Origin of the sequence: Marinobacter sp. C7, from assembly GCF_022343555.1 — a bacterium.
GTDB lineage: Bacteria > Pseudomonadota > Gammaproteobacteria > Pseudomonadales > Oleiphilaceae > Marinobacter.
In genome coordinates this window covers 1,492,991-1,508,018 of the sequence record NZ_JAKQZH010000001.1, presented here as the reverse complement: position 1 = coordinate 1,508,018, position 15,028 = coordinate 1,492,991, and the positions used below count along the sequence as shown (strand labels likewise).

General features: G+C 58.7%; 11 protein-coding genes. All 11 read right to left on the bottom strand.

The annotated features are described in order from the left end of the window. Positions 1-5 precede the first annotated feature (5 nt). Positions 6-641, bottom strand: a complete 636-nt coding sequence (locus MD273_RS06945; protein ID WP_239037014.1) for an XrtA/PEP-CTERM system exopolysaccharide export protein — start codon at positions 639-641, stop codon at positions 6-8. A 71-nt stretch (positions 642-712) separates the two neighbouring features. Then, a complete protein-coding gene (locus tag MD273_RS06940) occupies positions 713-2,125 on the bottom strand; it encodes a TIGR03013 family XrtA/PEP-CTERM system glycosyltransferase (protein ID WP_239037013.1) in 1,413 nt (470 codons plus the stop codon). Between the two features lie 179 nt (positions 2,126-2,304). After that, on the bottom strand, positions 2,305-3,789 hold the full coding sequence (prpD, locus tag MD273_RS06935) for a 2-methylcitrate dehydratase (RefSeq protein WP_239037012.1): 1,485 nt from the start codon (positions 3,787-3,789) through the stop codon (positions 2,305-2,307). 118 nt (positions 3,790-3,907) lie between these two features. Then, on the bottom strand, positions 3,908-5,092 hold the full coding sequence (prpF, locus tag MD273_RS06930) for a 2-methylaconitate cis-trans isomerase PrpF (RefSeq protein WP_239037011.1): 1,185 nt from the start codon (positions 5,090-5,092) through the stop codon (positions 3,908-3,910). A gap of 118 nt (positions 5,093-5,210) precedes the next feature. Continuing rightward, on the bottom strand, positions 5,211-7,808 hold the full coding sequence (gene acnD, locus MD273_RS06925; RefSeq protein WP_239037010.1) for a Fe/S-dependent 2-methylisocitrate dehydratase AcnD: 2,598 nt from the start codon (positions 7,806-7,808) through the stop codon (positions 5,211-5,213). A gap of 118 nt (positions 7,809-7,926) precedes the next feature. Beyond that, positions 7,927-9,060: a bifunctional 2-methylcitrate synthase/citrate synthase gene (gene prpC / locus MD273_RS06920; protein ID WP_239037009.1), complete on the bottom strand. Its 1,134-nt coding sequence runs from the start codon at positions 9,058-9,060 to the stop codon at positions 7,927-7,929. A 207-nt stretch (positions 9,061-9,267) separates the two neighbouring features. After that, positions 9,268-10,155 (bottom strand): methylisocitrate lyase, encoded by an 888-nt coding sequence (prpB, locus tag MD273_RS06915; RefSeq protein ID WP_239037008.1) that lies wholly within the window; start codon positions 10,153-10,155, stop codon positions 9,268-9,270. 83 nt (positions 10,156-10,238) lie between these two features. Further along, a complete protein-coding gene (locus MD273_RS06910) occupies positions 10,239-10,919 on the bottom strand; it encodes a GntR family transcriptional regulator (protein WP_239037007.1) in 681 nt (226 codons plus the stop codon). Positions 10,920-11,027: 108 nt separating this feature from the next. Beyond that, complete coding sequence (locus MD273_RS06905; protein ID WP_239037006.1) at positions 11,028-12,614, bottom strand: OpgD/OpgG family glucan biosynthesis protein; 1,587 nt, start codon at positions 12,612-12,614, stop codon at positions 11,028-11,030. Positions 12,615-12,657: 43 nt separating this feature from the next. Continuing rightward, entirely contained in the window at positions 12,658-14,766 is a 2,109-nt protein-coding gene (mdoH, locus tag MD273_RS06900) for a glucans biosynthesis glucosyltransferase MdoH (protein WP_239037005.1), read from the bottom strand. Further along, positions 14,759-15,028 carry a hypothetical protein gene (locus tag MD273_RS06895; protein WP_239037004.1) on the bottom strand — a complete coding sequence of 90 codons (270 nt, stop codon included), beginning with the start codon at positions 15,026-15,028 and terminating at the stop codon, positions 14,759-14,761. The genes mdoH and MD273_RS06895 overlap by 8 nt, the downstream gene beginning before the upstream one ends.

Below are 15,028 nucleotides of genomic sequence, written 5' to 3'. Positions count from 1 at the left end.
GCTGGTCAGAACGCCCGCTCTGGCACACTGAGGATATCTCCGGGGCGCAAACCATAATTGGTTGAGATATCTCCACGGTTGACGATGTCCCCGAGCCGGACCGGGATCACCACCACCTTCCCTCCGCTCTTCCGGTAGAGCTTGGAGTTATTGAGCGAAGCGAACTCGTTTTCACCACCCGCCTCCAGGAACACATCAATTACGGTCATGCCCGCCCGATGGGGCATGGACATCGGTTGCTCCACGGCGCCTGTGACCCGGACACGGTCACTGAACTCGTGGCTTCCCATGCTGGTGACAACAATACTGACCTGTGGCTGACGGATATATGATGCCAGCCGCTCCTCAATGTCATTCGCGAGGGTCTCGGGGGTCTTGCCGCTCGCCTGAATATCACCAACAAGGGGGACCGATATCTTTCCGTCAGGCCGAATTGGCACGGACGTGCTCAGGTCCTCGTTCCGCCAGACTGACACCTGTACAACATCAGTCGGGCCCAGAATGTATTCTTCGACACTCGAGGAGTTATCGACATTCAGAGCACGCTGAATTTCGGCAGAGGAAGAAGCGGTCGGGCCGGCACAACCGGTAGACAACGCTACCGCCCCAAGGGTCGCAATTACGCCCAAGAATCTAAGCATCCGTGACATTTTCAAATCCCCGCTGAGTTCCGTGTTTACATTCCGTGTTCCGGGCGCAATCTTTTCCGGAACTACCTTGATCCCTTCCTGAACAGCACCACTTCGACCGTCTGGATGATAATCAACAAGTCCAGAAGAAGACTCTGGTTCTTGATGTAGTAAAGGTCATATCGCAACTTCTCGCGACTGTCCTCTTCGTTATCGGCGTAGGCGAAGCACAGCTGTGCCCAGCCGGTAATTCCTGGTTTGACCCGGTGCCGTTCGTTATAAAAAGGAATCTTTTCCGCCAATTTCTGAACGAACATCGGGCGTTCCGGCCGTGGGCCAACAAAAGCCATGGTTCCATTCATGACATTGAAAACCTGTGGGATCTCGTCAATCCGGACCTTCCTGATAAAATCCCCGACACGGGTGACCCGGTTGTCGTTCTTGCTGGCCCAAACCGCACCATGTTTTTCGGCATCAGTGACCATGGAACGGAACTTATGCACCCGGAAAACCTCGCCGTTAAGACCGACTCTCTCCTGGCTGTATAGAACCGGCGCAGTAAGGCCATCCTCGATTTTGATCGCAATCACAGTCAGAAGCATAAGAGGAAGACTAAGCAGAATCAGAACACCAGAAGTCGTAAGATCAAGGCTGCGTTTCCAGAATCCTGAGAACCCGGAGACGCTGAAGCCGTCTGAAAAAACGAGCCAGCCAGGCGTTATCATTTCCAGGGCGACCTTGCGGGATTCCCGCTCATAGAAACTGGCCCCGTCAACGATGCGGATCCCCGCCATTTTGCATTCGAGCAGATCGTCCATTGGCAGACCTTTGCGCCGGTCGTCCACGGCAACGACGATCTCACTGATACGATTGGAGAGGACGTACTGATACAACGTAAAGGGGAGTTGAAGCACGTACTTTTCATCCACTTCAACGGGTTCCCCGGGGATGGGAACAAAACCCTTGAGGATAAATCCCTTTCGGTTGAAGGGGGTATGGAGATCGGACAGGAGCTGGCGCGCCCGCCGTCCCGCTCCCAGCACAAGAACTTTGCGTTTGAAGCTGTCCTTGCCCACCAGTCCGAAAAAAACGGTTCTGCCAATCCCGAGCAAAAAGAGTCCAAATACCGAGGCAGTGGTCAGCACCCCACTTCCTCCGAGGTACCATAACCAGTCGGTAAATATTCCGTACGCAAGCCAGGAAACCGGAAGGCTGACGATGAGCGCCAGCAAAGTGCGCAGCATCATCCCGGACATCCCCTCTTCAAGCCGGGACTGGTGCACCCCCAATGCCACCATCACCAGCAGATTGGCCAGAGCGAACACGATACCTGAGGGCAGCACGAATTCGATGCTGTCGAAAAAGAAATCAACATCACCGAAAAAACGAAGAAAAATCGACAGTAAGACCGCAAGTACCAGGATCAGAAAATCAATCAGACCCAGGATTACGAATGGGACGTGGATGTAATGCCGAAACAATCTGACGTGCGCCACGCCAACTCCTTGTGCTTTTCACACCAAGCTACTTAAAAAAACAAGCAACTCTTCCCTGCTTCCCGTGCAGTAAGCTTCTATTTATTTACAAAGTGTAACCCAACATTACAAATGTTCAATCATTAAGTTGTCCAAAATTTACACACTGGGTGTAAAGATTTCTGACACATCAACAGACGTCAAATGACCAATAACTCCATGAAATCACTGACAACTGTTGCTTCCAGCCTGTACTGATCCTCAACCAGTCTGAAGATCCTCTCACACCGCTGCCCCGGAAACCGCGTCGCCAGATTCGCCTTGAACTTTTCTTCCAGCAGAGGAATCCCCTCCTCACGCCGCCGCCGGTGACCGATGGGGTATTCCACCGCCACCTGGTTGGTGCTGGAACCATCCTTGAAGAACACCTGCACGGCATTCGCGATGGAACGCTTCTCGGGTTCCAGGTATTCCCGCGTGTAGCGGGGCTCTTCCACGACTTCCATCTTGTCCCTGAGTTCGTCGATGATCGGATGGGCATCATGGAAGCTGTCTTCGTAGTGCTCTGCGGTAAGGGCTCCGAAAATAAGCGGTACTGCTGTCATGTACTGCAGACAGTGATCCCGGTCCGCCGGGTTTGCCAGCTTGCCCACCTTGGAGATGATGCGGATCGCGGACTCATGGGTGGTGATGACGATCCTGTCGATCTCATCGAGACGATCCTTTACTTCCGGGTGCAGGGTGACCGCGGCCTCGGCGGCAGTCTGCGCATGGAATTCCGCCGGGAAGGAAATCTTGAACAGAATGTTCTCCATCACATAGGAGCCAAACCCCTGAGACAAAGAGAACTGTCGCTCTTGCTCGGGCTTGAGTTTCTGGTCCTTGTTGGTCTTGCTGAACAGGACGTCATAGAACCCCCACTGGGGCGCCGTCAGAACCCCGGGAATGCCCATTTCGCCTCGCATGGCGATATCGGCAAGGCGGACCGCGCGGGAGGTGGCATCGCCCGCCGCCCAGGATTTCCGGGAGCCGGCGTTAGGTGCGTGCCGATAGGTCCTGAGTGCCTGGCCGTCAACCCAGGCATGAGACAGCGCCGACAGTAATTGTTCGCGGTTTGCTCCCATCAACTTCGCGGCGACGGCAGTTGAGGCGACTTTCACCAGGACGACATGGTCCAACCCCACCCGATTGAACGAGTTCTCCAGCGCCAGCACACCCTGGATTTCGTGTGCCATGATCATGGCTTCGAGCACGTCCTTCATCACGAACGGTGGCTTGCCCTCCGCCGTCCGCTTCTGGGACAGGTAATCTGCCACCGCCAGGATGGCGCCAAGGTTGTCGGAAGGATGACCCCATTCAGCGGCGAGCCAGGTGTCGTTGTAATCCAGCCAGCGAACAATGCAGCCGATGTCCCAGGCTGCTTTTACCGGATCCAGCCGGAACTGGGTACCAGGCACCCGGGCACCGTGGGGCACAACCGTACCCTCTGCCAGGGGACCAAGATGTTTGGTGCATTCAGGGAAGCGCAGGGCCAGTAATCCGCAACCCAGGGTATCGATCAGGCAATTACGTGCGGTATCCCAGGCCTCCTCGCTGTCGACCTGGTAGGTCAGGACGTAATCCGCAATTTTCTGGAGTACTTCGTCGTAATCCGGGCGGACGTTGACATCGAATGTGCCAGACATGCTGTTGCCTCCTTTCCTGGTTGTATTTCCCCGGCCAAACAAAAATGCCCCCGGCCGATGACCACCTACCTGAAAGATAGACGGTATACGGCCCGGGGGCATTCTTCATTCAGGCGGTTCAGCCCGGGAATGAATCTCCCGGTACCCTCACCGAACCTTCCATGAGTATCCGCGCACTGCGGCTCATGATGGCCTTGGTGGCGGTCCACTGCCCATTCACTTCCTTCGCCTCCGCGCCAACGCGCAGGGTTCCGGAGGGATGGCCAAAGGTGACATGGTTACGATCGCCGCCACCGGCCGCGAGATTGACCAGGGTACCTGGAACCGCAGATGCCGTGGCAATCGCCACCGCGGCTGTACCCATCATGGCATGATGAAGCTTGCCCATGGACAGGGCCCGAACCAGCACGTCGATGTCACTGGCGGTAATCTGCTTGCCACTGGAAGCCACATAGTCTACCGGTTTCGCGACAAAGGCGACCTTGGGCGTGTGTTGGCGGTTGGCGGCCTCGCTCACGTCCTGGATCAGGCCCATTTTCACGGCGCCGTAGGCACGGATGGTTTCGAACATCTCCAGCGCCTTCGGATCACTGTTGATGTCATCCTGTAATTCGGTGCCCCTGTAATCAATGTCTTCGGCATTGATGAAGATGGTCGGGATGCCGGCATTGATCATGGTGGCCTTCAGGGTGCCCACACCGGGCACTTCCAGGTCATCGACCACATTGCCGGTCGGGAACATGGCGCCCTCGCCATCGGCCGGATCCATGAACTCGATCTGGACTTCCGCTGCCGGGAAGGTCACTCCGTCCAGCTCGAAATCGCCGGTTTCCTGCACTTCGCCGTTGGTGATAGGCACATGCGCAACAATGGTTTTCTTGATGTTCGCCTGCCAGATGCGGACGGTGCAGATGCCGTTTTCGGGAATCCGCTCCCTGGCCACAAAACCGCCGTTAATGGCGAACACGCCCACGGCCGCGGTCAGGTTGCCACAGTTGCCGCTCCAGTCCACGAACGGCTTGTCGATGGAGACCTGACCGAACAGGTAATCGACGTCATGATCCGGCTGTGTGGGGGCAGCCAGGATGACCGTCTTGCTGGTGCTGGAAGTGGCACCGCCCATACCGTCGGTCTGTTTCTGGTAGGGATCGGGGCTGCCGATTACCCGAAGCAGCAGCTTGTCCCGCGCTTCACCGGGAACCTGCGCGGCTTCTGGCAGGTCCTGCAGGCGGAAGAAGACGCCCTTGCTGGTGCCGCCACGCATGTAGGTGGCAGGGACTTTGATTTGGGGAGCATGGGTCATGGTTTTGCTCTCTGTATCTGTGAAGACGGGCTCAGATGAACGCCTTCATCTGAGCCCATTCTTTGGCCGCTGAACCCGGGGTCAGAAGAACGCTTTCTTCTGACCCCTGCTTTGGCGCTCAAGCCGCCCCTTCGGACTCCAGGAAGTCCTGAGCAAAGCGCTGCAGCACACCGCCGGCCTTGTAGATGGACACCTCTTCCGCGGTATCCAGTCGGCAAATCACGGGCACGTGCTCGGTGCTGCCGTTCTTCCGGTGGATGACCAGGGTCAGCTCGGCGCGTGGCGCCGGGGTGCCTTCCACGTCGTAGGTCTCGGTGCCGTCGAGGGCCAGGGTCTTGCGGGTGGTGCCTTCCTCGAACTGCAGGGGCATCACGCCCATGCCGACCAGGTTGGTCCGGTGAATCCGCTCGAAGCCCTCGGCCACGATGGCCTCGACACCTGCCAGGGCAACGCCCTTGGCGGCCCAGTCACGGGAGGAACCCTGCCCGTAGTCGGCGCCAGCGACGATGATTAGCGGCTGCTTGCGCTCCATATAGGTCTCGATGGCTTCCCACATGCGGGTGACCTTTCCTTCCGGCTCGATGCGGGCCAGGGAGCCCTGCTTCACGTTGCCGTTCTCGTCCGTCACCATCTCGTTGAACAGCTTCGGGTTCGCGAAGGTGGCGCGCTGGGCGGTCAGGTGATCACCCCGGTGGGTTGCGTAGGAGTTGAAGTCCTCCTCCGGCAGGCCCATCTTCGCCAGGTATTCACCGGCGGCACTGCTGGCCAGGATCGCGTTGGACGGAGACAGGTGGTCGGTGGTGATGTTATCCGGCAGGATCGCCAGCGGACGCATGCCCTTGAGGGACTTCTCACCGGCCAGGGCACCTTCCCAGTATGGCGGGCGACGGATGTAGGTGCTCTGCGGGCGCCACTGGTACAGCGGGTCACTGGCTGCCTGAGCCTCTTTGGTCACGTCAAACATCGGAATGTAGGTCTGACGGAACTGCTCCGGTTTGACCGACTGCTTTACGATGGCGTCGATTTCCTCATCGCTCGGCCAGATATCCTTCAGGGTGATGGGGTTGCCATCCTTGTCGTAACCCAGGGCATCCTTCTCGATATCAAAACGGATAGTACCGGCAATGGCGTAAGCCACGACCAGAGGCGGAGACGCCAGGAACGCCTGCTTGGCATACGGGTGAATCCGGCCGTCAAAGTTACGGTTACCGGAGAGCACGGCGGTCGAGTACAGGTCCCGATCGATGATCTCCTGCTGGATCTTCGGATCCAGGGCGCCACTCATGCCGTTGCAGGTGGTGCAGGCAAAGGCCACCACGCCGAAACCGAGGTCTTCCAGCTCGGGCAGCAGGTTGGCGTCTTCCAGGTACATCTTGACGGTCTTGGAACCCGGCGCCAGCGAGCTCTTCACCCACGGTTTGCGGGTCAGGCCCAGCTTGTTGGCGTTACGGGCAATGAGGCCGGCCGCCACCATGTTGCGCGGGTTGGACGTATTGGTACAGCTGGTGATGGCGGCGATGATCACCGCGCCATCCGGCATCTTGCCCTCTTCCAGTTCCCAGTCGCCGGCGATGCCGCGCTTGGCCAGCTCGGACGTCGGCAGGTGCGCGTGCGGGTTGGACGGGCCGGCCAGGGTGCGGGTGACCTTGGACAGGTCGAATTTCAGCACCCGCTCATATTCTGCGTTCTTCAGGCTGTCGGCCCACAGACCGGTCTCTTTGGCGTATTTCTCTACCAGGGCGATCTGGTCGTCTTCGCGGCCGGTCAACTTCAGGTAGTCGATGGTCTGACCGTCAACGTAGAACATCGCGGCGGTGGCGCCGTATTCCGGGGTCATGTTGGAGATGGTGGCACGGTCGCCCACGGTCAGGCTGTCGGCGCCCTCGCCGTAGAACTCCAGGTAGGCACCGACCACCCGCTCCTTACGCAGGAATTCGGTCAGGGCCAGCACCATGTCGGTACTGGTTATACCCGGCTGAAGCATGCCGGTGAGCTCGACACCCACGATGTCCGGCAGGCGCATCATGGAAGCGCGGCCAAGCATCACGCTCTCGGCTTCCAGGCCGCCCACGCCAACGGATATTACGCCCAGGGCGTCCACCATGGGGGTGTGGCTGTCGGTACCGACACAGGTATCCGGGAAGGCTACACCATCACGGGCCTGCACCACCGGAGACATTTTCTCCAGGTTGATCTGGTGCATGATGCCGTTGCCTGGCGGGATTACGTCGACGTTCTTGAACGCGGTCTTGGTCCAGTTGATGAAGTGGAAGCGATCATCGTTGCGGCGGTCTTCGATCTGACGGTTCTTCTCGAAGGCGTCCTTCTCGAAACCGGCGTGCTCAACGGCCAGGGAGTGATCCACGATCAGCTGCGTGGGCACCACCGGGTTGACCTTGGCAGGATCGCCACCCTTCTCGGCGATGGCATCGCGCAGGCCGGCCAGGTCCACCAGCGCAGTCTGGCCCAGGATGTCGTGACACACCACGCGGGCGGGATACCACGGGAAGTCCAGATCGCGCCTACGCTCGATCAGCTGCTTCAGGGAGTCCGTCAGCATTGCCGGATCACAACGGCGAACCAGCTGCTCGGCCAGGATCCGGGAGGTATAAGGAAGCTTGTCATAGGCACCGGGCTGGATGTCTTCGACCGCCTGTCGGGTGTCGAAGTAGTCCAGGTCGGAGCCGGGGAGTTGTTTGCGGTATTCAGTGTTCATGGTCGGCGGCTCAAATTTGTGAAGGTGGGGTCTGACCCCCCTCGGGGTCAGACCCCTTTTTAAAGTCTGAACTTGGGGTCTGACCCCGCATGGGGTCAGTCCCCATTTTCACGTCTTATCAGTCGCGCTGATCAATCGGCAGCCACTCGGCATGCTCCGGACCGGTATAGTCCGCGCTCGGGCGGATGATCCGGTTGTTGGCACGCTGCTCTTTCACGTGGGCGGTCCAGCCGGAAACCCGGGACATCACGAAGATCGGGGTAAACAGCTCGGTTGGAATGCCCATGAAGTGATAGGCCGAGGCGTGGAAAAAGTCGGCGTTACAGAACAGCTTCTTCTCGCGCCACATGACTTCCTCGCAGCGCACGGACACAGGGTACAGGACGGTGTCCCCTACTTCTTCGGCCAGCTTCTCGGACCACTTCTTGATGATGGCGTTGCGCGGATCGGACTCGCTGTAGACCGCATGACCGAAGCCCATGATTTTTTCCTTGCGCTCCAGCATGCCCATCAGGCCGGCTTCCGCCTCGTCAGGAGTCTGGAACTTCTGGATCAGTTCCATGGCTGCCTCGTTCGCACCGCCGTGCAGCGGACCACGCAGGGAACCGATGGCTCCGGTAACGCAGCTGTGGATGTCAGACAGCGTGGAGGCACACACGCGAGCGGTGAAGGTGGAGGCATTGAACTCGTGCTCCGCATACAGGATCAGGGAGACGTTCATCACGCGCTCGTGCAGCTCACTCGGCTTCTTGCCATGCAACAGCTCCAGGAAGACACCACCGATGGAGTCGCTTTCGGTGTTGGCGGTCTCGATCCGGACGCCTTCGTGAGCGAAGCGGTACCAGTAGGTAATGATGGCCGGGAATACCGCCAGCATGCGGTCGATCTTGTCATCCTGCTGGCTGAAGTCCTGCTCGGTCTCCAGGTTACCCAGCATGGAGCAGCCGGTACGCATCACGTCCATCGGGTGCGCGTCCTTGGGGATCTGCTCGAGCACGGTTTTCAGGGCCTCGGGCAGGCCGCGGAGGCTCACAAGCTTTTTCTTGTAGGCATCCAGTTCCTGCTGGTTCGGCAGCTTGCCGCGCAGCAGCAGGTAGGCCACTTCCTCGAACTGGGCGTTGTTAGCCAGATCGGTGATGTCGTAGCCACGGTAGGTCAGACCGGTACCGGTCTTGCCTACGGTACACAGGGCAGTTTCACCGGCAACCTGGCCACGCAGGCCGGCGCCACCGAGTTTCTTTGCTTCAGCCATTGTTGTTCTCCCTCGCTCTCATCTTGAACTTGAACATGAGGCTGGACCCAGGGGGTCTGAAGAACGCTTTCTTCTGACCCCGTTTTCAACCCAACCCCATTGTTAGTCGGTAAACCCCGGGGTCAGAAGAAAGTATTCTTCAGACCCCTCACTTCGATCTCAAAAATGGGGTCAGATGAAAGCATTCATCTGACCCCTACTTCATCTTCAGCCCTTGGTCTGCGCAAACAGCTGGTCCAGCTTCTGCTCGAAATCGTGGTAGTTCAGGAAATCATACAGTTCCATTCGGGTCTGCATCAGGTCAACCACGTCTTTCTGGTCACCCTTCTCCAGGATGTTCTGGTAAACAGTCAGGGCAGCCTTGTTCATGGCGCGGAATGCACTCAGGGGATACAGGACCATGCCGGCACCGGCTTCAGCCAGCTCTTTCTTGTTGTAGAGCGGAGTTGCGCCGAATTCGGTGATGTTGGCCAGGATGGGCACATCCAGGGCCTCGGCGAAGGCCTTGTAATCGTCCAGTTCGTGTACCGCTTCAGCGAAGATACCGTCGGCGCCGGCTTCAATGCACGCCTTGGCACGATCGATGGCTGCCTCGAGGCCTTCTTTCTGGAAAGCATCGGTACGGGCCATGATGAAGAAATCGTCGTCCTGGCGAGCGTCAACGGCGGCCTTGATGCGGTCGACCATTTCCTCTTTGGTGACGATTTCCTTGTTCGGGCGGTGGCCACAGCGCTTCTGCGCGACCTGATCCTCAATGTGAACCGCCGCTGCGCCTGCACGTTCCATCTCACGGATGGTACGGGCGATGTTGAACGCGCCGCCCCAACCGGTGTCAATGTCCACCAGCAACGGCAGCTCGGACGCTGCGGTAATCCGGCGCACATCCTCGACAACGTCATTCATCGTAGTCATACCGAGATCCGGCAGGCCGTACGAAGCGTTTGCAACACCGCCACCGGAGAGGTAGATGGCCTGGTGGCCCACTTTCTCGGCCATCATCGCGGCATAGGCATTGATGGTACCCACAATCTGCAGGGGCTGGTTGTCTTTCAGGGCCTTGCGGAAGCGGGCTCCCGGGGAGAGTTTGTTGGACATGGTGTTGGCCTCGTGTTGTTCGGAATTTTGATCTTGGGTTCGTGAAGATGAGGTTTGACCCCGTTTGGGGTCAGACCCCTGTTTCAAATTGTCAGGACGCCTTCCTCGATCTTCTTCTCTATATTGATGCGCGCGGCATTAATGTGTCGCTTCATCAGGAATTCGGCGAGTTCACCGTCCCTTTGGGCGATGGCCTCAACGATACGACGATGTTCCCGAAGCGCCAGGTGCGGGCGCCCCGCGGAGGTGCTTAATCGGTACCGGTACATCCGGACCATGTAGTAGAGGTCACCCAGCAGCATCTGGGCCAGCTTTGCGTTTCGGCTGCCGGTGGCAATACGGTGATGAAAATCGTAATCGCCCTCTGCCTGGTAATAAGCCTGGCCCTGGGCTTGCTCGATCATTCTCTCGTGGCTGTCCAGGGTCGCCTGGAGTTCGGCGATTTCTTCATCGGTCATCCGCTCTGCCGCCTGACGGGCCGCCAGCCCCTCCATCACCTCGCGAATCCGGTACAACTCCAGCAACTCGGCAGCACTGACAGAGACTACTTTCACGCCTGCGTGGGGCCGACGCACCAGCAGACCGCGGGATTCCAGTCGGCCAAGCGCCTCACGCAGCGGGCCGCGAGTCAGATTGAAACGGGAACAGAGCTCAACCTCCCCGATTTTCTCGCCGGGGGCAAGCTCTCCCGTGACGATGGCCGTTTGTAAACAATCAAACGCTTCATCGGCTCGGGTCTGGGATTGGAGAGTAGCTTCAGCCATGCCTTGTCAACAATAGTTACTGGATTAGGCATAAATCTACGCCTGGACCCTATTATTGTCAACAAAAAACCCTGACCCACGGCTGGATTGTCAACATATATCTGAAGCCTAATAAAGCTTCCGATCCTCAGGACGTGGCGGAAAATACTGGTACAGCCAGGTTTCGGTGATAGGTTCGCCGTCCAGGCTGAGATAGAGCCGTAGCTCAATCGGTTCCTCGGATTCGTCCGGAACCACGTCAAACATGGCCCGGTAACCGTCAATTGCCGACAAGGGTCTCGCCGAAGTGATTTCAACCCTGCCCCGACTAACCGAGATTTCCGGGATTACGCTGGATTCCTCCGCCAGCATTGGCAAAAGGCCACCGGCAAAATCAACCACGAATCGCCAGGAGAAGTACTTACGCTCCTGCCCAACCACACCGCCGAGCCCGGTGCGGGTTGCCGCTACCGAAGCCAGCTCGTAGGGTCGGGACGGTGCGCGCTCACCCCAGTGCAGCCGGTAGGAAAAGAGATACTCACGGCCAACCTCCAGAGGCTGGTCCGGGTGCCAGAACGCCACGATGTTGTCGAAGGTTTCATCAACCGTTGGAATCTCAACCAGATCGATACTGCCCTTACCCCAGTTCTCGCGGGGTTCAACCCAGACACTGGGCCTGCGGTCGTAAAACACTCCATCGTCCTGGTAATGATCGAAATTCCGGTCCCGCTGAAGCAGACCGAACCCGCGAGGGCCCTGATCCGCAAAGCTGCTGAACCCCAGCCGGCGAGGATTCCTCAATGGGCGCCACAACCAGTCGCCCGACCCGGTCAGTATGGCCAGACCGTCAGAATCGTGAATCTCAGGGCGCCAGTCGTAGTCCATCCGCCGACTGTTTTCCCCGACCTGATACATGCTGGTCAGTGGCGCAACCCCCACGCGGCTCATCTGCTTGCGGGGGTACAACGCCACATCCACGTCCATGACCAGGTTGCGCCCCGGGTCAATCACGAACGCATAGGCGCCGGTCGTGCTTGGTGAATCAAGTAGCGCCCAGACCTTCAGTGCCTCCTGATCTTTCCCCGGCCGCTCCAGCCAGAAGGCGGTAAACCTGGGGAATTCCTCTTCCTCGCCTGTTCCCGTGTTGATGGCCAGGCCCCGGGCCGAGATACCGTATTGCATCTCCGCGCCGACCGCCCGGAAATAACTGGCGCCGAGGAACGAGGCAACATCGAGTTCGAAGTTCGTGTGGTAATGGACACGGAAGCCCGCAAATCCCAGATCTTCGGGAAGATCACCCAGAGGTTGCTCGCCGTTGTAAGAGAAATAGTCGGGACTGTAGGCCAGCTCGGTAGCCTTGCCATCCCGTACTTCATGGATTCTGACGGGGGCAAGAAAGAACAGCCCCAGGTGGAACAACTGGACCTGGAACGCTGAAGCGGTCTCTTTCCACAACGCGTGGTCCTCCCGGAACCGGATTGCCTGATAGTCGTCCCATGAGAGGTTTTTCAGGGCATCGGGAATTTCTCCCTCGTGACTCTCGTAGGCACGGGTTGCCAGGTTTCTTGCATGCCCCTTTAGCCAGGCATAACTGAATGGCTCTCCCTCGTTCTTCCCACCCATGCCCCAACTCTCCGGCGCCGCATGTACCAAATGCGGCAGCCCGTAGCTTCCCATCGCTGCCAGCAATGCCTTGAGCAAGGTTCTCCTGTCCACAGTGCTCTCCTCCCGCATAGATCAAGGGTTCTTTTCCCGTAATTCAGGACCCGCTTTCCTGGGCCAGGCGTTGAATGCACCGCCCCCAATAACCGGAGGGCGGGGCTATCCACGCCTTGCGATGCAGTTCTCTCAGGGAACGTCTGTCCTGCAGGACCTGGGTGAGTTCAGCCGCAGAGAGTGCCTCAGGTCCGCTCTGAATACATCGCGTAACGGCCATTCTGAGGTTGTCGTCACGTACAGCGGCTCGATGATCCCGGGCGAGGGACCAGTGAAGATGATTCAGATCCGGGCTCAGAACGGCCCGCTGTAATGGGCTGAGTCCGGTCTCTGACGGAGACCCGGCCCGAGCCTTGCGTGCGTCCTCCAGGATCTTCAGTGGCACTTCCTCCTCGGGAATGGTGAGCAGGCGCCGGACCTTCAGTCTCTGGCCGATGGCTATCCGACTGAGGAGAACGGATGTTGGCACCGCCATCACCAGTGGCAGGGCAACAGGAAGAGACCACAGGAAGAACAGACGATCCAGCGACCAGGCAAAAGCGGACCACCCTACCCCGATGACCATCCCGGGCAGATGATGCCGGAACGCTTCGGACCAGGACGTCTCTTCGGTACGGTTTTGCCCGGCCCATTTCAGGGACACATTCAGAAGTGCCGCCACCACAAACCGGCTGTGTGCGAGCATCCGCAATGGGGCGAGCAGGACAGACACCGCGATTTCGATCAGGACACTCGCTGTCAGACGGCCTGGCCCACCAAAGCCGCCGGCGAGGCGATGACAAAACGCATCCGCCAGGGCAAACACTTTCGGCAGGAACAGCAGCAGCGCGGTACTCAGAGCCAGTGCCAGTGCCCACTCGGGCCGCCACTCGGGCCAAAGGGGAAACAGCCCCTGATGGCCCTCGGGGAAGTAGTCAATGGGGGCAAGGGTCATCCGTGCCGCTTCCGCGGTTGTACAGATCAGGAACAGGAGCCACAGGGGTGACGCGACATACGCCATGATACCGTTCAGGAATGCCAGCCGGTGCGCAAACCTCAGGCCCGGCGCTGTCAGCATGATCCACAGGTGTTGCAGATTGCCCTTGGCCCACCGGTTGTCCCTGACCAGTTCATCGGACAGCGTCGGCGGTGATTCCTCGAAACTCTCACCCAACCCGGGTTCCAGCCATACTTCATACCCTGCCCGGCCCATGTAAGCAGCTTCGACAAAGTCATGACTCATAATCGGCCCTCCGAAGATTCCGGGACCCCGGAGCTTTCTCAGGCCGCAAAAGCGCATGAAAGGCCGCACCCTGAGAATGGCGTTGTGCCCCCAGAATGCGGCATCCCCCATCTGGACAGCCGCCAGCCCCGTTGCAAACAGCGGCGAGTAGAAACGATTGGCAAACTGCTGGATCCGGGCGAACAGGGACTGGCCGTTTATCACGTTCGGGTTGGTCTGCAGGATGCCGACCCGCGGTTCGAGCTCCATGAGGCGGACCATCCGGACAAGCGTATCGGCACTGACGAGGCTATCCGCATCAAGCACGACCATGTACTCGTAATGCCGCCCCCAGCGACGCAGGAAATCGGCAACATTCCCGCTCTTGTAGTTCAGGTTGACCGGCCGCCGGCGATAGAACAACCGACCCTCGGCGCCCAGTTCTCTGACCAGCCGATTCCACGCTGCCTGCTCTTCAAGCCAGGTGTCCGGGTCACGGCTGTCCGACAGAATGAAGAACTCGAAATGGTCGAGCTGACCTTTCCGTTGAAGGTCCCGGTAAACCGCCTTCAGGCCGCTGAACGTCCAGTGAACCGGCTCATGGTAGACCGGCATCACAATAGCGGTCCGGGCCACTGGCACCGACTCGATGTCACGATTACGGTGGCGCCGAAGCAATGAGTACCGGTCACCACCCCTCAGCCTCAAGACGAAGCCAAAAGCCGCGACCCAGAAGCCGACTGCGATCCAGGCATAGAGAACGGCAAACAGGCCGAGAATAGCGAGTTCGAGCCAGGTTCCCCCATGATAGGGAAGCACCCACAACAGGTAATAGCAGGCTACCAGAGTCTGGCCAAAAACCAGGCCAATCAGAAGTGCCCGCCGCAGGAACGCAACCCTCCGCCAATTCGTGGAGCTTTCGCGGGAAGGTGCCTGACAGACATCAGTCATCACGGCCATATCCGATACTGCCCCGGAATAGCGGAGGAGTTGCTTTTGGTGCCCTGTTTTCAGGCAGCTCAAAATACCGGGGAATCCTTTCCATGGCCGACTCGAGAAGTGCGTCCTCTTGCTCCTCCTCATCCGCCGAGGCGACGGAATCTTCAATGAGATGAAGGAGCGTGCGGTAACGGTCCACTGTCATGTCGATTCCGGATGCCCTGAGATAGGTGTAGGCCCGGTTAAAGACGTCCTGCAAGGAAATCTCTGCCAT

Excerpts from the sequence above, each read along its gene's own strand:
- MD273_RS06945 (WP_239037014.1), bottom strand. The coding sequence starts at position 641 with ATGCTTAGATTCTTGGGCGTAATTGCGACCCTTGGGGCGGTAGCGTTG.
- prpD (WP_239037012.1), bottom strand. The coding sequence starts at position 3,789 with ATGTCTGGCACATTCGATGTCAACGTCCGCCCGGATTACGACGAAGTA.
- prpF (WP_239037011.1), bottom strand. The coding sequence starts at position 5,092 with ATGACCCATGCTCCCCAAATCAAAGTCCCTGCCACCTACATGCGTGGC.
- acnD (WP_239037010.1), bottom strand. The coding sequence starts at position 7,808 with ATGAACACTGAATACCGCAAACAACTCCCCGGCTCCGACCTGGACTAC.
- prpC (WP_239037009.1), bottom strand. The coding sequence starts at position 9,060 with ATGGCTGAAGCAAAGAAACTCGGTGGCGCCGGCCTGCGTGGCCAGGTT.
- prpB (WP_239037008.1), bottom strand. The coding sequence starts at position 10,155 with ATGTCCAACAAACTCTCCCCGGGAGCCCGCTTCCGCAAGGCCCTGAAA.
- MD273_RS06910 (WP_239037007.1), bottom strand. The coding sequence starts at position 10,919 with ATGGCTGAAGCTACTCTCCAATCCCAGACCCGAGCCGATGAAGCGTTT.
- mdoH (WP_239037005.1), bottom strand. The coding sequence starts at position 14,766 with ATGACTGATGTCTGTCAGGCACCTTCCCGCGAAAGCTCCACGAATTGG.
- MD273_RS06895 (WP_239037004.1), bottom strand. The coding sequence starts at position 15,028 with ATGGCAGAGATTTCCTTGCAGGACGTCTTTAACCGGGCCTACACCTAT.